Source organism: Limnohabitans sp. (genome assembly GCF_044361645.1).
Classification (GTDB): Bacteria; Pseudomonadota; Gammaproteobacteria; order Burkholderiales; family Burkholderiaceae_C; genus Limnohabitans_A.
In genome coordinates, this window is sequence record NZ_JBIKIL010000021.1 from 19,275 (window position 1) to 37,818 (window position 18,544).

Here is an 18,544-nt window from a genome sequence, read left to right on the forward strand (position 1 = left end):
CCTCGCGATGACGGGAAACTGGATCGCGCTGACGGATGGGCTTTTGCCTCGATGACAAGTGAGCGCCAACAGGCGGCTTTCTTGGCGCGAACGCGACTGGCCTTGCTACTTCAGGTAATTGTTTTTTTGGTGCACATTTTGAATGTGCTGGGCCGCCTCTTCAGGGCTCATTTCTTGGTTCAGCACTTTGACGTTGACATACCAAAGCTCATCTTCCATCGGGGGCCAGACGCGGTTGATTTTTTGGGCATTCAGGCGAATCGTGTCCTGACACGTCTGTCGCCAGCTCAACATTTCTTGCCCCAAAGGGTCGTTGATTTTGACCGGGTGGTCGGACAAAGGAAAGTAGCCGGTCAGCGTGTCGGTCAGAAGTTGGGCGAAATCGGCAGAGCCAAGCCAAGCGATGAACTTGAGCGCAGCAGCCCGGTTGGGGCTGCTTTTGTTGACGCCGATGCCGAAATCGGGGTGCACCGAAATGTGACAAGTCTGTCCCTCATGCTCAAGCGGTGGCTTGAAGACGCCCAATTCGATGGGTTTTTTGTAGGCAAAGCTGGTGTTGCGCAAAAAGTCGATGTCCCAAGAGCCTGAGGGGTAAACCGCTGCATGGCCTGTGGCAAACAAGAGTTGCATGTCGCTGTTGGTCATGCTGTTTTGCTGGGGGTGCATGTAGGGTTTGAGCTGGGCCATCGTTTGCCAAGCCTTGAGAAAGCCCGGGTCGGTGAATTTGACGCTGCCATCTATCAAGCCCAAACGTCCTTTTTCGCCTTCCCAAAAATTCGCCCCCAAGCCGGTGAACACCACTTGCGTGGACTCCCACATGTCGGCAGTGCCCAGGGCCAAGGGGGTCACGGTTTTGCTGGCAGCCACTTGGCTGAGCAATCGGAAAAGTTGGCTCCAAGTGCTTGGGGGCTGCAGGTTCAGGTCGTGAAAAACCTTCTTGTTGTAAAACAAGCCATGCATCACATAGGCCACGGGCAGGCAAAAAGTGGTGTTGCCATTGTCCGAGGTCCAAGCTTGACGGGCTTGCAGCTTGAAATTTTTCAGCGCGGCCTCGTCCAAGGGCAGCAAATAAGATTTGGCCTGCATGCGCACGTTGGCGTCAAAAGGGCGGCAAAAAATCAAGTCACCCGCGCGCCGGGTGGCCAGTCTGGCTTCGAGTTGGGTGTCGTAGGCCAGCGGCGCTTCGGGTTGGAACTTCAGTTGAATTTCGGGGTGCAGCTTTTGAAATGCGGGGATCAGGTACTTGTCCCAAAAAATCTGGTCGTCTTTGCGCCAGCTTTCAATGCGCAAGGTTTGAGCTTGCGCAGCAGCAAGTCCCAAGCCGAAGTTCAAAACCAGTCCTGCTGCCAAGGCCTTCAGCATCGGCCAGCGGCCAAGGTGTTGCCAAGCATGGGCCAGTGCCTTGCAGGGCCCGATCAATGTGTTCATGGCTGATGCGCTCGACTTTCTCAACTTGAAAAGAACACATTTTAAGTACTTGGAGTGCAGCTGCCTTGTTGCTTGGGTTTTTGCCAGCTCAGCTTTGGCCGATCGTGCTGGATGGCTCGATCGTTGGCGAGTCAGCGCAACACCAGCACAGGCGTGTGCGAGTGGGTCAGCACCTGGTAAGTCTCGCTGCCCAATAGCAAGCGCTTGATGCCTTTGCGGCCATGCGAGGCCATGACGATCAGGTCGGCTTTGTGCTTTTTGGCTGCGGCGATGATGGCATCAGAGACCACGTCCGATTTGACGGTGATGGCTTTGGCGCTGACCGCTTTGGCCGTGGCTTTTTTGAGCACGCTTGCCAACTGGACTTTGGCCGATTCATCCCATTGTTTTTCGACCCGAGCGACATCCTCGGGTGACAAAGGGATGCTGCCCTCAAAGTAAGCCTGGGGGTAACGCGGCACGACCTTCAGTGCAATCAGTTCTGCGCCGCAGGTGGCGGCCAAATCGATGGCGCTGAGCACGGCTTTTTTAGACAAGGTGGAGCCATCGGTGGCCACGAGAATGCGTTGGTACATGGGGTGATCCTGTTTGGGGCTGAAAAAATCCAGCTTAGGGGCGCAACTTGGGCAGACACTTGATTCAAATCAAGCTTCCGGCAAGTCGGCTGTCGTATCTTCAAAACATGAGTCCCGCCCTTGTTTTGCCCCAACCGTCGGTGCCGGCCCCCGACGTTTTGGGGCCTGCACCGCTGCCTGCAAGCGCTTTGTCTGTGGCCGCAGACCCAGCAGCAGAGTCGCCTTTGCAGCTGCTTGACACGCCCGAGGAGTGGGCGGCCTTCAGTTGGCCCGACCCCAGCGACGCAAACTGTTGGCGCTCCAGCCTGGTGTTGGAGGGCATGCACTGCGCGGCCTGCGCGATCAACCTGGAAAACGCTTTGCGCGCCGTGCCAGGCGTGCAGTCGGTACAGATCAGCGGCGCCAGCCACCGGGGGCAAATTGTGTGGTCATCCGAGCACACGCGCCCCTCTGAGTGGATGCAGGCGGTGGCGCGTTTGGGCTACAAAGCCCTGCCCGCCAACGATGCGCATGCCCATGCACGCAGGCGCGAAGAGGCCAGGCGCATGGTCTGGCGTTGGTCGGTGGCGGCGCTGTGCATGATGCAAGTCATGATGTACGCCACCCCGACGTACCTGACCTCACCGGGCGATATTGAGCCCGAGTCCTTGCATTTGTTGCGCTGGGCTTCTTGGGTGCTGTCTTTGCCGGTGATGTTTTTTTCGTGCACCCCGTTTTTGAGCAACGCGTGGCGTGATTTGCGTGAGCGCCAAATCAGCATGGATTTGCCGGTGGCCTTAGGGATGGTGGTGACCTTTGTGGTCAGTACCCTGGGCACGTTTGAGCCTCAGGGGCCATTTGGGGCCGAGGTCTTTTTTGACTCGTTCACCATGTTTGTGTTCTTTTTGCTGACCGGCCGATGGCTGGAGTTGCGCATGCGCGACCGCACGGCCGGGGCCCTAGAGGCCGTGCTCAACCGCTTGCCGGGCAGTGTGCGCAGGCGTTTGCCAGACGGCCGTTGGGCCCTGATCTCGATTCGCCGCCTGCAAGTGGGCGATGTGATCGAGGTCTTGCCCGGCGAGGCTTTTGCGGCCGATGGCTTGGTGCTCAGTGGCTTGAGCCAAGTGGATGAAGCTTTGCTGACCGGCGAGTCGCGCCCCTTGGCGCGCCAAGCCGGGGACCGTGTGATCGCCGGCAGCCACAACCTGAGCGGCACGCTGCAGGTGCAAATCGAGCAAACAGGCGCGTCCACACGCTATGCGCAGATCGTCGCCTTGATGGCCAGCGCCTCGGTCTCAAAACCGGCCATGGCCTTGCTGGTGGACCGCTGGGCCAAGCCTTTTTTGCTGGCCGTCATGTTGGCGGCATTCGGCGCGGCTGCTTACTGGTGGCCCACCGACCCGGCGCACGCGGTGATGGTGGCCGTTGCGGTGTTGATCGTGACCTGCCCCTGTGCTTTGTCGCTGGCCACGCCTGCTGCCATGCTGGCCACAGCCGGGGCCTTGGCGCGCGGCGGTGTCTTGGTGCGCAGCTTGAGTGCTTTGCAAAACTTGGCGAGCATCGACACCGTGATGTTTGACAAGACAGGCACCCTGACGCGTGATGCCTTTGAGGTGGTGCGCACCCACACCCGTGCAGGGGTCAGCGAACAACAAGCTTTGCAATGGGCCAGCAGCTTGGCCCGGCACTCCTTGCACCCGGTGTCACGTGCCCTGTGGTCGCAAGCCCGGCGACAGGCTGAGGCAGCGGGCCGTTTGAGCGCGCTTGAATCCCTCAGCGCACACCAGGTGCAAGAGCACGCGGGGCAGGGTGTGCAAGGCGTTTTGGTCTGGCCAGGGCAAGCCGTGCAAGCCGCCATGGCGCTGCGTTTGGGTTCGGCCGCCTTTTGCGCCGCACCGGCTTATGCGGGGCAGCACCTGCAGGTCAGCTTGGCCGATGCGACAGGTTGGCTGGCCAGTTTTGAGCTGGCCGAAGAGCTTCGCCCTGAGGCGCTTGGCGTGGTGCAGGCTTTGGGCAAGCTGGGTGTGTCGGTCAAGGTCTTGTCCGGCGATGGTCAAAACGCGGTGAACCAAGTGGCGCAAAAGTTGGGCATTGACGATGCGCAAGGCGGCTGCAGCCCCAGCAGCAAACTGCAAGCCCTGCAGGCCTTGCAAGCGCAAGGCCGCAAAGTGGCCATGGTGGGGGACGGCCTGAACGATGGCCCGGTGCTGGCCGGGGCCGATGTGTCTTTTGCGCTGGGCCAAGCCGTGCCGCTGGCGCAGTCCAAATCCGATTTTGTTTTGATGGGGGGGCAACTCGATGCGCTGGTCAGCACCTTGCTGCGCAGTCGCCAGACGATGCGCATCGTCAAGCAAAACCTGCTTTGGTCTGTGGCCTACAACGCCACGTGTGTGCCCCTGGCCCTCACGGGCTGGTTGCCCGCGTGGGCGGCGGGCTTGGGCATGGCGCTCAGTTCTTTGTTGGTGGTGCTCAATGCGCTGCGCCTGTCGCAGGCCTTGCCCCAAGCCTCAGTGCGCCCCCTGTTCGCCTTGCAAACCGCTTGAGAAAGCAGCATGGACATTCTTTACTTGCTCATCCCCCTGTCGGTGGCCTTGGTGTTTTTCATTTTGGCGGGCCTGTGGTGGGCCATTGACCGAGGCCAATTTGAAGACATCGAGTCCGAGGGCGAGCGAATTTTGCATGACGATTGATCTCGATCAAGGGTTCAAGCGATGTGCAAGGTCAAACTGCGCAAATTGATATGTGTTCAAAACAGAGGTGGAAATGAAATTTGCCAATATGCAGGCGACTTCCTACAACGACAAAGTTGTCCGGCAGTTCACCATCATGACGGTGGTCTGGGGCGTGGTGGGCATGCTGGTGGGGGTGATCATTGCCGCCCAGCTGACTTGGCCGGAGCTCAACTTCGGCATTTCTTGGCTCAGTTATGGGCGTTTGCGGCCCTTGCACACCAACGCGGTGATCTTTGCGTTTGGCGGCTGTGGCTTGTTCGCCTCGGCCTATTACGTGGTGCAACGCACCTGCAATGTCAGGCTGTTCAGTGACAAGCTGGCGGCCTTCACCTTTTGGGGTTGGCAGTTGGTCATTTTGTCGGCTGTCGTTTCATTGCCATTGGGTTACACCCAAGGCAAAGAGTATGCCGAGCTGGAGTGGCCGATTGACATCTTGATCACCTTGGTTTGGGTGTCTTTTGCGGTGGTGTTTTTTGGCACCGTGGGCACGCGCAAGGTGCGCCACATTTATGTGGCCAATTGGTTTTTTGGTGCCTTCATCATTGCGGTGGCATTGCTGCACGTGGTCAACGGGGCCGTGCTGCCGGTGGGCATGATGAAGTCTTACTCGGCCTATGCCGGGGTGCAAGACGCCATGGTGCAGTGGTGGTACGGCCACAACGCGGTGGGCTTTTTCTTGACCGCTGGTTTCCTGGGCATGATGTATTACTTCGTGCCCAAGCAGGCCGAGCGCCCGGTGTACTCGTACCGCTTGTCGATCGTGCACTTTTGGGCCTTGATTTTTGTCTACATGTGGGCCGGCCCGCACCACTTGCACTACACCGCTTTGCCCGATTGGACGCAGTCGATTGGCATGGTGTTTTCGCTGATCTTGTTGGCCCCCAGTTGGGGCGGCATGATCAACGGCATCATGACCTTGTCGGGTGCTTGGCACAAACTGCGCGACGACCCGATCCTGCGCTTTTTGATCGTCTCATTGTCTTTCTATGGCATGTCGACTTTCGAGGGTCCGATGATGTCCATCAAGACCGTCAACGCGCTGAGCCACTACACCGATTGGACCATTGGCCACGTGCACTCGGGGGCCTTGGGCTGGGTGGGGCTGGTGACCATGGGCTCGATGTACTACCTGATTCCGCGCTTGTTCGGTCAAAAGCAGATGTACAGCGTCAAAGCCATTGAGGTCCATTTTTGGACCGCCACCATCGGCATCGTGATCTACATCGCGGCCATGTGGATTGCCGGCGTGATGCAAGGCCTGATGTGGCGCGCCATCAATGCCGACGGCACCTTGACCTACACCTTTGTCGAGTCGGTCAAAGCCACTTACCCGTTTTATGTGCTGCGCCTGCTTGGGGGCACGCTGTATTTCGTGGGCATGGTCATCATGCTGTGGAACACCTACAAAACGGTGATGCAGGGGCGCCCGGTGGATGTGCGCATTCCCTCTTTGGCCCCTGCAGCAGCCCACGCCTGAGGAGAAACTGAACATGGCTCAAAACCCCAAATCCAGCGGCTTGTCGCACGAGAAAATCGAGACCAACAACTTCCTCATGATCGTGTTGATCTTGCTGGTCTTGTTGGTGGGCGGCATGGTTGAAATCGTGCCCCTGTTCTTCCAAAAATCGACCACCGAGGCGGTGCCGGGCCTCAAGCCCTACACCGCAGTGCAGGTGGTCGGGCGCGACATTTATGTGCGCGAGGGTTGTTACAACTGCCACTCGCAGATGATTCGGCCCTTCCGGTCAGAGACTTTGCGCTACGGCCCGTATTCTTTGGCCGGGGAGTTTGTCTACGACCGTCCATTCCAATGGGGCAGCAAGCGCACTGGGCCTGATTTGGCCCGGGTGGGCGGCCGTTACAGCGACGAGTGGCACCGCATTCACCTGATCAACCCGCGCGACTTGGTGCCCGAGTCCAACATGCCCGCTTACCCCTGGCTGGAAAAAACGCCCGCGAATGCGGCCAGCATCCAGGCCCACATGAATGGCTTGCGCACCTTGGGCGCGCCTTACAGCGACGAAGACATCGCGAATGCGGCCAATGAGGTCAAAGACAAATCCGAGCTGGACGCGTTGATTGCCTACTTGCAAGTGCTTGGCATACACCGTCAATAAAGGGCTGACATGGACATCAACACACTGCGATCGATTGTGACCGTGCTGGCCTTGTGCTGCTTTGTTGGCATCTGGGCGTGGGCTTGGTCAAGCCGCAACAAGGCCAGCTTTGACGAGGCGGCGCAGCTGCCCTTCAGGCAAGACGATTGAATGGTCTGGCAGCAAACCCAAAAAACAAGGAATTTCCATGAGTGACTTCGTCAGCAGCTTCTGGCACTGGTACGTGGCGGGCATCACGCTGGTCAGCATCTTGGCCTGCCTGTTTTTGCTGTGGTTCAGCGGCAAGGCCAAAGCCATGACCGACCACGACAACACCACCGGCCACGTTTGGGATGGCGATTTGCGTGAGATGAACAACCCACTGCCGCGCTGGTGGGTGGGTTTGTTCATCATCACCATCGTGTTTTCCTTGGTGTACCTGGCGATGTACCCCGGCATGGGCCACTATGCGGGCAAATTTGGCTGGTCATCGGGTGGCCAGTACGACACTGAAGTGGCCAAAGGCAATGCCGAAGTGGCCCCGCTGTATGCCAAATTTTTGGCCATGCCGCCCGAAGCTGTGGCCAAAGACCCGCAGGCCTTGGCCATTGGCGACCGCTTGTTCATGAACAATTGCGCCCAATGCCACGGCTCTGACGCGCGCGGCAGCAAGGGCTTTCCCAATTTGGCCGATGCCGATTGGTTGTACGGCGGCACGCACGAGGCCATTCGAGTCAGTTTGGTTCAGGGGCGTGTTGGCAATATGCCGCCTTTGGCCGCTGCCGTGGGCACGCCTGAAGATGTGCGCAACCTGGCGCACTACGTGATGAGTCTGTCGGACAGTCCGCACGACTCTTTGCGGGCGCAACTGGGCAAGTCCAATTACACCGTTTGTGCGGCCTGCCACGGCATGGATGGCAAAGGCAACCAAGCCGTGGGCGCGCCCAATTTGACCGACGACATTTGGCTGCACGGCTGGGGTGAGGCGGCCATTGTGAGCATCATCAACAAGGGCAAGCTCAACCAGATGCCCGCACAGGCCGACAAGCTGACCGAGGGCCAAATCCATGTGCTGGCTGCTTATGTCTGGGGCTTGTCCAACAACGCAGCGGCCAGCGCCGCGCTGAGCCCTGCCAAGTGATCTGAACCCCCTGCATCAGGCTGGACCTGAGGCTGGATTTGAACCAAGGCCTGCATTTTGTCCACCCCTGAAGATCGCTCCTCTCGCAGCGTGATTCCAATCACCGTCGTGCCCGTAGAGGGCGATGTGGAGATGGTGTCGCTGTACCAGGCGCACCAAAAAATCTACCCCCGCAGCGTGCAGGGCGTGTTTGCCCAATGGCGATGGCTCATGGTGGTGATCACGCAGCTGGTTTTTTACGGCCTGCCTTGGCTGGAGTGGGGGCAGCGCCAAGCGGTGCTGTTTGATTTAGAGGCCCGGCGTTTTTACATCTTTGGCCTGGTGCTCTACCCACAGGATTTCATTTACCTGACGGGCTTGCTGGTCATCTCGGCGCTGTCGCTTTTTTTGTTCACGGCAGTCGCTGGGCGTTTGTGGTGTGGCTTTGCTTGCCCGCAAACGGTGTACACCGAAATTTTCATGTGGATCGAGCGCCAGTTCGAGGGCGACCGCTCAACGCGCATGCGGCTCGATGCGGCGCCCTTGAGCCTCAACAAGGTCTGGCGCAAGACCGGCAAACAACTGGCTTGGATCGTGTTGTCGCTCTGGACAGGTTTCAGCTTTGTCGGCTACTTCACACCGATTCGTGAGTTGACGGCGTCCATCTTGTCCTTGGGTTTTGGTCCTTGGGAAATTTTTTGGATCTTGTTTTACAGCCTGGCCACCTATGGCAACGCAGGCTTCATGCGCGAGCAGGTGTGCAAATACATGTGCCCCTATGCACGCTTTCAAAGCGCGATGTTTGACAAAGACACCTTGATCGTGACCTACGACGAGGCCCGTGGCGAGCCCCGGGGTGCGCGCTCCAAAAAAGCCGACCCCCAAGCACTGGGACTGGGCGCTTGTGTCGACTGCACGCTGTGCGTGCAGGTCTGCCCCACGGGCATCGACATCCGCCAAGGCCTGCAATACGAATGCATTGGCTGTGGCGCCTGCGTGGACGTGTGCGACAAGGTCATGGACAAGGTCGGTTACGCGCGCGGCCTGATCAAGTTCTCCACGCAAAACGCCATGGACAAGGGCTGGCGCTGGAGCCAAATCGTGCGCCGAATTTTCCGGCCCCGGGTGCTGGTCTACACCACCGTGCTGTGGCTCATCATCGCCGCCACAGGCATCTCGCTGTGGCTGCGAGAGCCCTTCAAGGTGGACATCGAACGCGACCGCGCGGCCATGGCCCGCATCGTTGCGGGCGGCAAGATCGAGAATGTGTACCGCCTGCAAATCATGAACGCTGCAGAGCAAGTTTTGCGCTTTGAGTTGGCGGCCGATGGCTTGCCGGGCTTGAGCATGGAAACGCCATTGCAGGTCGATGTGGACGCCATCGGTTCGCGTTGGGTTTCTGTGCGTTTGCACCTGCCCTATGACGCTGCGCCGCCGGGTTCACACCCGATTGACTTTCGCATCAGCGCCTCCACGACCGATGGTGAATGGCTTGGGCGCTTGAGTGAAAAAACCGTGTTCTTGATGCCCCGTTGAGCCAGGCCTATTTTTTTAGAAAGACTGACATGTCCAATGCGCTGCAAAACCCCCGCGAAGGCCTGCCATGGTGGCGCTTTGGCCTGGTCTGGATGGTCTTTGGTGGTCCGGCTGTGGTGGTCGTGGCGGGTTTTAGCACGCTCTACATCGCCATCGTCAACCCCGACCCCGTGATCAAAGCGACGCCCCGCACCGCCATGCAAGAGCGCCAAGGCATCACCCATGTGCCCGCCATGCAAGGGCGCAACCATGCCGCCACCGGCGAGTTGCCCGCTGATGCCGATGCGCCTGAGAGCCTTGCTGAGAACGCGCCTCAACCGGTGCCACCCAAGCCATGACGCCTCGGTCTGACGGGCTGCGCTCGCATCGGTGGATGTGGGTGGTTTGGCCCGCCTTTTTGGTCGCTGGGCTGATGGAGGCGGTGGTGTTTGCTTTTGTAGACCCGCAGGATCTGCGTGGCCTGGCACAAGGCTGGGCCTTGTCACCAGAGGCGGTTTACACCTTGGCGTTTTTTGTTTTTTGGGGCTTGGCCATGTTGTCCAGTGGACTGACCACCCTGCTGAGCCTGTCGCCTTCGGCGCTTGATCTGAGCGCCACACCCAAGGGCAGCAACACGGCCACAAGCGTGCCCGAGGGCCTCAACGACAAGGGTGATTGACCAAGCGCTCCAAACTGTCGACGTCCAAAATGCGCACATGGCGCTGTTTGACTTCGAGCACACCGTCTTCGACAAACTTTGAAAAAGTGCGGCTCACGGTTTCGAGCTTCAAACCCAAGTAGCTGCCAATTTCTTCGCGCGTCATGCGCAACACCAGCGCCGATGGCGAAAATCCCCGCGCATGCAAGCGTTGCATCAAGTTGAGTAAAAAAGCGGCCAAGCGCTCTTCGGCCCGCATGCTGCCCAAAAGCAGCAACACACCGTGTTCGCGCACTATTTCTCGGCTCATGATTTTGTGGACATGGTGCTGCAAAGCCGCGACCTCGCGTGAAATTTCCTCTATCAGGTCAAAAGGCATGACACACACTTCGGCGTCTTCCAGTGCGACCGCATCGCAGCTGTGGTGGTCGTTCACGATGCCGTCCAGACCCATGATTTCGCCGGCCATTTGGAAGCCCGTGACCTGGCTGCGCCCGTCTTCGGTGGCCAAGCAAGTTTTAAAAAGCCAGTGCGTATGGCGTAAATGGCATTGAACCTGTCGCCGTTGCTGAACAAATGCGTGCCTCGTTTGACCTTGCGGCGCACAGCGACCAAGTCGTCAAGGCGAAGCTGGTCTTGCTCGCTCAAGCCTATGGGCATGCACAGCTCGCGTAAATTGCAATTGGAGCAGGCGACTTTGATGGCTTGGGGATGCATGGTTTATCTCTTGGTGACGCAATGGATTTGCCTTGGATCAAGGTCTGAGCTTAAACCCAAACAACAGACAAGGCTCAGCGTTAACGGGTTTGTGCCAAAAATCATCAAAAACCGGTAGTGACCAGCTTGGGGTCAAGTGGCATGGCAGCTTGCAAGCACAGGCCTGTGTTCTTTTGTGCATGCACGCGCTGCATCTGCCCATGCTTTGCGTTGAGTCAAGACCCGCAACAGTGCCAACGGGCAAAGTCTGCTGCATCTGAACACATTTGAACAAAGGGACAGACACATGTCCGTGATCACAGCTCAATTGCTGGCGCGCTTTGACGTGCCCGGCCCGCGTTACACCTCTTACCCCACGGCAGACCGCTTTGTCGATACCTTTGGCGAGGTCGATCTGCTGCATGCCTTGGCACAGCGCCAGCTTGGCAGCGTGGGCAAGCCGCTGTCGCTGTACGTGCACATTCCGTTTTGTGAGTCGCTTTGCTACTACTGCGCCTGCAACAAAATCATCACCCGGCACAAAGACCGTGCCGCGCCGTATTTGCACTACTTGGCCAAAGAGGTGGATTTGTATGTTCGCCACTTGGGGCCCGCTCAGGCGGTCAGTCAATTGCATTTGGGCGGGGGCACACCCACCTTCTTGAGCGATGACGAATTGCAGCAGCTGATGGCCCTGTTGCGGCGGGCATTTGTGTTTGTCCCGGGCAGCGAGCTTTCGGTGGAAGTGGACCCGCGCACCGTGGACGAAAGCCGCCTGGCCAAGTTGGCGGCATGGGGATTTAACCGCCTGAGCTTTGGCGTGCAAGACTTCGAGCCCGCTGTACAAAAGGCGGTGCACCGCATCCAGCCCGCTGAGCAGGTGTTCGAGTTGGTGGCGGCAGCGCGGCGTTTGGGCTTCGCGTCGGTCAACCTTGATTTGATCTACGGTTTGCCTTTGCAAACGCCTGATTCGTTTGACCGCACTTTGGCCTTGGTCCAAGTTTTGCGTCCCGACCGCATTGCCCTGTATGCCTATGCGCATCTGCCTGAACGTTTCAAGCCACAGCGCCGCATTCGCCCATCGGATTTGCCCTCAGCTGCGGACAAGGTGGCCATGCTCTCGCGCTCGCTGGAGGCCCTGACCGCTGCGGCTTATGTCTACATAGGCATGGACCACTTCGCCTTGCCGAGTGATGCCTTGGCGGTGGCCAAGCGGCAAGGCCGCTTGCACCGCAACTTTCAGGGCTACAGCACGCAAGCCGAGGGTGACCTGATCGCCTTGGGCGTTTCCTCCATTGGCCGCATCGGCTCGAGCTACAGCCAAAACGCCAAGACCCTGGAGCAGTATGTCGCCATGCTTGAGCAGGGCCACTTGCCAGTGGTTCGGGGTTTGGCGCTGACGCGAGATGACCTTGTCCGCCGCGCCGTCATCATGGCCATCATGTGCCATGGGCACGTGCCCTTCGAGTCGATCAATCTGGCTTGGATGGTGGACTTCAAGAGCCTGTTTGCCAAGGAGTTGGTGCAGCTCCAAGACATGCAGTCGCAAGGCCTGGTGCAGTTGAGCGACAAGGGGATTGTGGTCACGGCCATTGGCTGGTTTTTTGTGCGCGGTGTGGCCATGGTGTTTGACCGCTTTATCCAGGCCGATCGCCAGCGTTCGCAGTTTTCCAAAATCATCTGAGTTTGCTGCCCACCGGCCTTGGGCCACATCGCCGACAATCGGCTTGATTTCATTCAAGCAAACAAAGCATGCAAAGTTCTTTGGCCATCACGGCCTTGATGATGGGGGTGCTGGGCGGGCCTCATTGTGTGGCCATGTGCGGTGCCGCCTGCGCGGGTCTGGGCCAGGCCGCGGGCGAGCGGCGTGCAAAGGCCTTGTTGGCCTTTCAACTGGGCCGATTGGGCGGCTATGCGCTGTTGGGTGCTGTGGCCGCTGCCAGTGTGCAGGGCTTGGGTTGGTTGACCACGCAGTCGGCCGCCATTCGGCCGATCTGGACTTTGCTGCATTTGACGGCCTTGGTGTTGGGCTTGCTGCTCATGGTGCAAGCGCGTCAAACTGTGTGGCTTGATGCAGCAGCGCGCCGTTTGTGGGCGCGTGTGCGGACCTTCAACACCCGCTGGGGTCGTGCCGCGCCATGGTTGGTGGGTGGGCTTTGGGCCTTCATGCCTTGCGGCTTGCTGTATTCGGCCTTGATGGTGGCCGCCCTGACCAGTCAGCCCCTTGAGGGTGCGGCCACCATGGCTTTGTTTGCGCTGGGCAGCAGCATCAGCCTGTGGGCCGGACCGTGGTTGTTTTTGCGCATGCAAGGCCTGGGCGACGGGGCTTGGGGCATGCGTTTGGCGGGTCTGGCGTTGGCGGCTGTGTCGGCTTGGGCTTTGTGGATGGGCTTGGTGCACGACCAAGCGCCGTGGTGCGTGAGTCCTTGAATTGCCCTCAGCCAAGCCAGCCACCGGCAGCTGGCCTGAGTCGGCCAGAGCGCAGCTCGGATCGGTATTTTTTGATCGACGCGGTCAAGGCCTGCGCTTGCTTGCTGATTGTTGGCCACCACTTGGCGTTTTATGGCCCGATGTCGGACGTGGTGGCCGCCGCTTGGCCCACCGCGATGGACTGGTTGTATGCGCACGGCCGCTTGGCGGTGCAGTTTTTTCTGGTGTGTGCGGGCTTTTTGACGGCCGGCAGCCTGTCGCGTTTTGAGTCGCTCGGCTGGGATCAAGCCCTGCATTTGGCGTGGCAGCGCTATCTGCGACTGGCCATTCCTTTGTTGGCGGCGCTGACTTTCACGCTGGGGGTCACTGAAGGGCTGCGGCCCTATTTTGCGCACGCCAGTTTGTCGGCCACGCCCGATCTTTGGCAGGCTTTGGCGCACCTTTTGTTGCTGCAGGACGTGCTGGACTTGGAGGCATTGTCGGCGGGTATTTGGTACGTGGCGATTGACTTTCAGTTGTACGCGATGGCTTTGCTGAGCTTGGTGTTGGTGAAGGCTTGGCCTCGCCCAGCTGGCCTCAAGCTGAGCGTGGACTGGGCGTACCGCTTGCGTTGGGGGCTCTGGTTGGGTGGCTTGTTGGCCTCTTTGGGGTGGTGGAACTTGCATGCCGACTAGGACCATTTGGGGGTCTACTTTTGGGGCTCCTACGCTTTGGGTCTGTGGGCCTGGGCAGTCCGTCAGCACGCTGAGCCGGCCCGCACCGGGCATGCGGCTTGGCTGAAGGTCAGCAGGACGGCGGCAGGTCTGGTCATGCTGTTGGTGGGCATGCTGGCTTGGTGGCTGGAGCCGCGCGTGCGCATGGCCGTGGCCTTTGCTGTGGCTGCGCTGTTGATCGCCGTGCCTGGTACGTGGTTGACGGGCCAGGCGCTGGGGCCTTCGCGTTGGCGTTCAGCCGTGCAAAATTTGTCGCTTGTGTCTTATGCCGTGTTCTTGAGCCACTTTGGCGTGAGCTTGGCCGTCAGTGCCACCGTGGCTTGGCACTGGCCCCGCGCGCTGTGGGCCAATGCGCTGGGCATGGGGGTGTCTGTGCTGCTGTCTTTGTTGGCGGGTGCGGCGCTGCACCGTTGGGTGGCGCAAGCTGCGCCCACTGGGCGGCGCTTGCTGGCCTGGACCACAGTGTTTGGGGCCAGTGTTGTGCTGGCCATGGCTTGAGGCGGGCCGTGCTTGCTCAACTTTCTTTGCTGGCTTGGACCTGGGCTGCGATGTAGGCCAAAGACGCTTCAACTTGGTCAATCAGGATCAGGCACAGGTCACCCGGTGACAAGCGTGCCAAGGCCGTGTCGATGGCCTTGAACTCGCCCTGTATGTCTTGCACATGCGTGGTGCGCAATGCGCCTTGCAAGCCTTCGCGCAGCAAGCGCAGCACCTCGCCGTCTTCACGCCCGCGTTGGCAGGCGTCTTGGTAGAGCAACACCTCGTCAAAGGCTTGGCCCAAAATTTGGGTTTGTTCTCGAATGTCTTGGTCGCGCCGGTCACCCGCGCCACTGATGACCACCACGCGCTGGCGTGCAGGCATGTTGTTGACGGCCTGCACCAAGGCGGCGATGGCATCGGGGTTGTGGCCGTAGTCGGCAATCAAGGTCGCACCGCGGTAGTCAAACACATTGAAGCGACCGGGCACGCCTTGGATGTCGCTGATGAACGAGGCCAGGCCGCGTGAGATGGCGTCCCAGTCCACACCAGCGGCCCAAGCAGCGCCCACGGCCGCGAGCACGTTTTCGGTTTGGAAACCAATCTGGCCTTGGCGCGTCAAGGGCACTTGGCTGAGCGGAATGCGGAAAATTTTGACGCCGCATTGCGCCAAGATGGCCCCGTCTTCGACGTACACGGCGCGCTTGCCTTGGGCGCGGTGAGTGGCCAGCACGGGGTGGTTGGCATCCAGGGCAAAAAACGTCACATCGCCAGGGCAGTGGCGGGCCATGGCGACCACGGCGGGGTCGTTGGCATTGAGCACCGCCATGCCAGAGGGCTCGACGTTGAGCACAATCACCCGCTTGAGCACGGTCAGGTCTTCCAGTGTGGTGATGTAGTTCAAGCCCAAGTGGTCGCCCGCGCCCAAATTGGTCACCACCGCCACTTGGCAGCGGTCAAAGGCCAAGCCCTCGCGCAACAGGCCACCCCGGGCTGTTTCAAACACAGCCGCGTCGACATCCGGGTGCATCAGCACGTTGCGCGCGCTGCGTGGGCCGCTGCAATCGCCCGAATCGGTTTGGCGGCCATTCACATACACGCCGTCGGTGTTGGTCATGCCCACGCGCAGGCCTTGGGCCTTGAGCAAATGGGCGATCAGCCGCACGGTGGTGGTTTTGCCGTTGGTGCCAGTCACCGCCACCACCGGCACGCGCCCGTTGCTGCCGTCTGGAAACATGTGGTCGATCACCGCGTTGCCCACATCGCGGCCCTTGCCAAATGAGGGGCTGATGTGCATGCGCAAGCCAGGGGCCGCGTTGAGTTCGACAACCCCTCCGTTTTGCTCTTCCAGCGGGCGAGACAGCGATTCGCACACCACGTCCACACCGCAGATGTCTACCCCCACCATTTGCGCCGCTGCGATCACACGGGCGGCCACTTCGGGGTGCACATCGTCTGTCACGTCGGTGGCTGTGCCGCCGGTGGACAGGTTGGCGTTGTTGCGCAAAATCACGCGGCGACCCTTGGCGGGAATCGACTCGGGCTCCAGGTTTTGCGCGTGCAGTCGCCCCATGGCGATGTCGTCAAAGCGAATTTTGGTCAAGGCGGTGGCGTGGCCATCGCCCCGGCGCGGGTCAGCGTTGACTTGGTCCACCAGCTGGCGCACCGTGTGCTTGCCGTCGCCCACCACCAAGGGGGGTTCGCGGCGAGCGGCGGCCACCAGTTGGCGGCCCACCACCAGCAAGCGATAGTCGTGGCCTGGCAAAAACCTCTCAACCATCACCGTGCCATAGCGTTCAGCGCTGGCGTAGGCGTTGTCAAAGGCGCTGCGTTCGCTGATGTTGACCGACACGCCCTTGCCTTGGTTGCCGTCTTGTGGCTTGAGCACCACGGGCATACCGATCTCTTGGGCAATGGCCCAGGCTTCGTCCAAACTGCGCACTGGGCGACCCAAAGGCACCGGCACGCCAGCGGCGTGCAGCAAGCTCTTGCTCAGGTCTTTGTCTTGTGCGATCGCCTCGGCAATGGCGCTGGTGCTGTCGGTCTCGGCCGCTTGGATGCGGCGTTGCCTAGAGCCCCATCCCAATTGCACCAAGCTGCCATCGGTCAAGCGGCGTATCGGGATGCCACGCGCCATGGCCGCATCAACGATGGCTGCGGTGGAGGGCCCTAGGCGCACTTGTTCATCCAGTTCGTTCAGCTGGGCGATGGCCGCTTCCAAGTCAAACCCCAGCCCGGCCACGGCCGCCAAGCACATTTGTTCGGCCAAGTTCAAGGCCAGACGCCCCACAGCCTCTTCGGTGTACTGCACCACCACCTGGAACACACCCGGCTCCTCGGTGGGGGTGGTGCGGCTGAATGACACGGGGCACCCCGCGTGGGCTTGCAAGCTCAGGGTGACTTTTTCAATCGCATGGGCCAAGGTGACCGTATCGCTTGGCCGGGGCCCATCCAGCGGACCGACTTCAGGAAAGATGCGCCGCAGTTGCTGCTCGACAGGGTGTTGCGCCGACAAGCCGCAGTCCATTTCGGTGCAACTGACGATGGCCTCGATGGCGGTGTGACGGCTCCACAAATTGGGGCCGCGCAATGCACGGATGCGGGAGACTTGCATGACGGGTGTTCCAAAGAAGGGGTGCAAGGTGGACAGTGGCGCGTGGGGGTGGTGCGCTAGCGCAGTGTTGCAGTGGTGTGGTGGTGTGGTGGTGTGGTGGTGTGGTGAAGCGGCTGGCGATGCGGGCCTTGGCATCAGGCCGTGGCCACGTTGCCGAAGCTCTTGATGCCGGCCCGAACCAAGTCGGTGCCCATGCCCAGCGCCCATGCCGCACTGGCGGCCACCAACATGTCCTTGGGGCTCAGGCTGCCGGATTTCAAAAGCCGGGCCACCGCTGGCCGCTGGCTGGACAGCACCGATTGCGTCTTGAGGCCTTGGGTCAAAAGCAACTGCCCATCGCGCCAAAACACCACACGGTGACCCTCACTGCGGTGCACTTGCAAGCGCTCGTTGTGCTCATCGTCGGCATAAAAAATCACTTGACCGTCGCAATACTTTGCCAATGCGGCAACTTCGGGCTCGGCCGCATTCAGAACGGCCGTACCTTCGGGCAAAACCACATCGACTTGCGTGCGGATATAGCTCGGCATTTTGTCATCGCCCCCGGGGTACAGGTCATCCAAACCGCTGGCGCTTGGCATGCGGGTCACGATGCCAATTTGGCAACGGTCGTAGGGCAGACCTTGCGACAGCAGGTGGCGGGCATCGCTTTCGAACACGGCCGCTTGCACGCCTCGGTTGATCAGCAGGCGCTGGGCTTGTGCCCAGTCCATGCCCTCGGTGGCTTGCAATTGGCGTTGGTTCACAAACAAACCATCGGCGCATGACAAGCCTGTGTTCCAGCCATTCAAGTGCAGCAACCAAGCGATCAAACGGGCCATGCGGGTGGTGTCGCCATCGCCCATGAGGCCAACCACGGGAATGCGGCCGTTGTCATGTTCGGCAAACAAATGCCGGGCGATGGCCTGGCCCACCGGGCGCGGCTGGCCTGTCGCGGGTTTGAGGTGCATCAGCAAGCCCGGGCCAGCGTTGACCTCGACCACGGCACCACCTTGGGTTGCCAAAGGTTTGGCAATGTCTTGGGTGACCAAATCGACGCCAGCAATGTCCAAGCCCACCACCCGCGCAGCCAGCACCGCTTGCGCGGCCACATCGGGGTGCACCAGATCGGTCACATCCATGGACATATTGCCCGTGCGCATGACCAGCACGTGGCGGCCGGCCTCGGGCACGCTGTCGGCACTCAGACCTTGGCGTTTGAGTTCCAGCAACGAGGTCGCGTGCTGGTCCAAGCGGATGGTGTCCAGGGGAAAGTCCTCTTCCTCGCCCCGGCGCGGGTCGCAGTTCAGTTGCAGCTCAATCAGCGCTTGCACGGTGTGCACGCCGTCACCCAACACACTGGCGGTTTCCCCCTTGTTGGCCGCAACCACTTGGCCCCCTACCACCAGCAAGCGGTGCTCTTGGCCCAGCACAAAGCGCTCGACCATCACCTCGCTGCCTTCGGCCAGGGCAATGTTGTAGGCCGCTTCAATGTCTTCTTGGCGCGACAACTCCAGCGACACCCCCCGCGC

16 protein-coding genes and 2 pseudogenes are annotated in these 18,544 nt (G+C 60.2%); 13 read left to right on the forward strand and 5 right to left on the reverse strand.

Features of this window, described 5'->3' with window-relative positions:
- Positions 1 to 105: 105 nt before the first annotated feature.
- The gene (locus tag ACIQ39_RS05135; protein ID WP_396433535.1) at positions 106 to 1,428 is read right to left on the reverse strand and encodes an ABC transporter substrate-binding protein; all 1,323 of its coding nucleotides are present in this window, start codon (positions 1,426 to 1,428) and stop codon (positions 106 to 108) included.
- Positions 1,429 to 1,559: 131 nt separating this feature from the next.
- Positions 1,560 to 2,003, reverse strand: a complete 444-nt coding sequence (locus tag ACIQ39_RS05140) for a universal stress protein (RefSeq protein ID WP_396433536.1) — start codon at positions 2,001 to 2,003, stop codon at positions 1,560 to 1,562.
- Positions 2,004 to 2,110: 107 nt separating this feature from the next.
- On the opposite strand from ACIQ39_RS05140, the gene ACIQ39_RS05145 reads away from it, so the two are divergent.
- The 9 genes from ACIQ39_RS05145 to ACIQ39_RS05185 all read left to right on the forward strand — a co-directional run bounded on the left by ACIQ39_RS05145 (position 2,111) and on the right by ACIQ39_RS05185 (position 10,124).
- Positions 2,111 to 4,525, forward strand: coding sequence for a heavy metal translocating P-type ATPase (locus ACIQ39_RS05145; protein WP_396433537.1), 2,415 nt, complete (start codon positions 2,111 to 2,113; stop codon positions 4,523 to 4,525).
- Positions 4,526 to 4,534: 9 nt separating this feature from the next.
- Positions 4,535 to 4,672: a cbb3-type cytochrome oxidase assembly protein CcoS gene (ccoS, locus tag ACIQ39_RS05150; protein WP_396433538.1), complete on the forward strand. Its 138-nt coding sequence runs from the start codon at positions 4,535 to 4,537 to the stop codon at positions 4,670 to 4,672.
- Between the two features lie 73 nt (positions 4,673 to 4,745).
- Positions 4,746 to 6,191 carry a cytochrome-c oxidase, cbb3-type subunit I gene (gene ccoN, locus ACIQ39_RS05155; protein ID WP_396433539.1) on the forward strand — a complete coding sequence of 482 codons (1,446 nt, stop codon included), beginning with the start codon at positions 4,746 to 4,748 and terminating at the stop codon, positions 6,189 to 6,191.
- Positions 6,192 to 6,204: 13 nt separating this feature from the next.
- Positions 6,205 to 6,831, forward strand: coding sequence for a cytochrome-c oxidase, cbb3-type subunit II (gene ccoO, locus ACIQ39_RS05160; protein WP_396433540.1), 627 nt, complete (start codon positions 6,205 to 6,207; stop codon positions 6,829 to 6,831).
- 9 nt (positions 6,832 to 6,840) lie between these two features.
- Positions 6,841 to 6,981: a cbb3-type cytochrome oxidase subunit 3 gene (locus ACIQ39_RS05165; protein ID WP_396433541.1), complete on the forward strand. Its 141-nt coding sequence runs from the start codon at positions 6,841 to 6,843 to the stop codon at positions 6,979 to 6,981.
- 37 nt (positions 6,982 to 7,018) lie between these two features.
- Entirely contained in the window at positions 7,019 to 7,951 is a 933-nt protein-coding gene (gene ccoP, locus ACIQ39_RS05170; RefSeq protein WP_396433542.1) for a cytochrome-c oxidase, cbb3-type subunit III, read from the forward strand.
- A gap of 132 nt (positions 7,952 to 8,083) precedes the next feature.
- On the forward strand, positions 8,084 to 9,466 hold the full coding sequence (ccoG, locus tag ACIQ39_RS05175) for a cytochrome c oxidase accessory protein CcoG (RefSeq protein ID WP_396433550.1): 1,383 nt from the start codon (positions 8,084 to 8,086) through the stop codon (positions 9,464 to 9,466).
- Between the two features lie 29 nt (positions 9,467 to 9,495).
- Positions 9,496 to 9,804, forward strand: a complete 309-nt coding sequence (locus ACIQ39_RS05180; RefSeq protein WP_396433543.1) for a nitrogen fixation protein FixH — start codon at positions 9,496 to 9,498, stop codon at positions 9,802 to 9,804.
- Positions 9,801 to 10,124, forward strand: a complete 324-nt coding sequence (locus ACIQ39_RS05185; protein ID WP_396433544.1) for a hypothetical protein — start codon at positions 9,801 to 9,803, stop codon at positions 10,122 to 10,124. The genes ACIQ39_RS05180 and ACIQ39_RS05185 overlap by 4 nt, the downstream gene beginning before the upstream one ends.
- On the opposite strand, the pseudogene ACIQ39_RS05190 reads toward ACIQ39_RS05185, so the two are convergent.
- A pseudogene (locus ACIQ39_RS05190) lies at positions 10,105 to 10,820 on the reverse strand (helix-turn-helix domain-containing protein). The gene ACIQ39_RS05185 and the pseudogene ACIQ39_RS05190 sit on opposite strands and share 20 nt — an antisense overlap.
- 286 nt (positions 10,821 to 11,106) lie before the next feature.
- On the opposite strand from ACIQ39_RS05190, the gene hemN reads away from it, so the two are divergent.
- The 4 genes from hemN (at position 11,107) to ACIQ39_RS05210 (ending at position 14,440) form a co-directional block, all read left to right on the forward strand.
- Complete coding sequence (hemN, locus tag ACIQ39_RS05195; RefSeq protein ID WP_396433545.1) at positions 11,107 to 12,483, forward strand: oxygen-independent coproporphyrinogen III oxidase; 1,377 nt, start codon at positions 11,107 to 11,109, stop codon at positions 12,481 to 12,483.
- 68 nt (positions 12,484 to 12,551) lie between these two features.
- A complete protein-coding gene (locus tag ACIQ39_RS05200; protein WP_396433546.1) occupies positions 12,552 to 13,229 on the forward strand; it encodes a sulfite exporter TauE/SafE family protein in 678 nt (225 codons plus the stop codon).
- Positions 13,226 to 13,903, forward strand: a complete 678-nt coding sequence (locus ACIQ39_RS05205) for an acyltransferase family protein (RefSeq protein ID WP_396433547.1) — start codon at positions 13,226 to 13,228, stop codon at positions 13,901 to 13,903. The genes ACIQ39_RS05200 and ACIQ39_RS05205 overlap by 4 nt, the downstream gene beginning before the upstream one ends.
- 6 nt (positions 13,904 to 13,909) lie before the next feature.
- Positions 13,910 to 14,440 (forward strand): hypothetical protein, encoded by a 531-nt coding sequence (locus tag ACIQ39_RS05210; protein ID WP_396433548.1) that lies wholly within the window; start codon positions 13,910 to 13,912, stop codon positions 14,438 to 14,440.
- Between the two features lie 16 nt (positions 14,441 to 14,456).
- Here ACIQ39_RS05210 and cphA read toward each other — a convergent pair whose 3' ends face one another.
- Entirely contained in the window at positions 14,457 to 17,033 is a 2,577-nt protein-coding gene (gene cphA, locus ACIQ39_RS05215; RefSeq protein WP_396433549.1) for a cyanophycin synthetase, read from the reverse strand.
- A 134-nt stretch (positions 17,034 to 17,167) separates the two neighbouring features.
- Positions 17,168 to 18,544: pseudogene (locus ACIQ39_RS05220) on the reverse strand (cyanophycin synthetase); the annotation flags it as partial.

Excerpts from the sequence above, each read along its gene's own strand:
- ACIQ39_RS05135 (WP_396433535.1), bottom strand. The coding sequence starts at position 1,428 with ATGAACACATTGATCGGGCCCTGCAAGGCACTGGCCCATGCTTGGCAA.
- ACIQ39_RS05140 (WP_396433536.1), bottom strand. The coding sequence starts at position 2,003 with ATGTACCAACGCATTCTCGTGGCCACCGATGGCTCCACCTTGTCTAAA.
- ACIQ39_RS05145 (WP_396433537.1), top strand. The coding sequence starts at position 2,111 with ATGAGTCCCGCCCTTGTTTTGCCCCAACCGTCGGTGCCGGCCCCCGAC.
- ccoS (WP_396433538.1), top strand. The coding sequence starts at position 4,535 with ATGGACATTCTTTACTTGCTCATCCCCCTGTCGGTGGCCTTGGTGTTT.
- ccoN (WP_396433539.1), top strand. The coding sequence starts at position 4,746 with ATGAAATTTGCCAATATGCAGGCGACTTCCTACAACGACAAAGTTGTC.
- ccoO (WP_396433540.1), top strand. The coding sequence starts at position 6,205 with ATGGCTCAAAACCCCAAATCCAGCGGCTTGTCGCACGAGAAAATCGAG.
- ACIQ39_RS05165 (WP_396433541.1), top strand. The coding sequence starts at position 6,841 with ATGGACATCAACACACTGCGATCGATTGTGACCGTGCTGGCCTTGTGC.
- ccoP (WP_396433542.1), top strand. The coding sequence starts at position 7,019 with ATGAGTGACTTCGTCAGCAGCTTCTGGCACTGGTACGTGGCGGGCATC.
- ccoG (WP_396433550.1), top strand. The coding sequence starts at position 8,084 with ATGGTGTCGCTGTACCAGGCGCACCAAAAAATCTACCCCCGCAGCGTG.
- ACIQ39_RS05180 (WP_396433543.1), top strand. The coding sequence starts at position 9,496 with ATGTCCAATGCGCTGCAAAACCCCCGCGAAGGCCTGCCATGGTGGCGC.
- ACIQ39_RS05185 (WP_396433544.1), top strand. The coding sequence starts at position 9,801 with ATGACGCCTCGGTCTGACGGGCTGCGCTCGCATCGGTGGATGTGGGTG.
- hemN (WP_396433545.1), top strand. The coding sequence starts at position 11,107 with ATGTCCGTGATCACAGCTCAATTGCTGGCGCGCTTTGACGTGCCCGGC.
- ACIQ39_RS05200 (WP_396433546.1), top strand. The coding sequence starts at position 12,552 with ATGCAAAGTTCTTTGGCCATCACGGCCTTGATGATGGGGGTGCTGGGC.
- cphA (WP_396433549.1), bottom strand. The coding sequence starts at position 17,033 with ATGCAAGTCTCCCGCATCCGTGCATTGCGCGGCCCCAATTTGTGGAGC.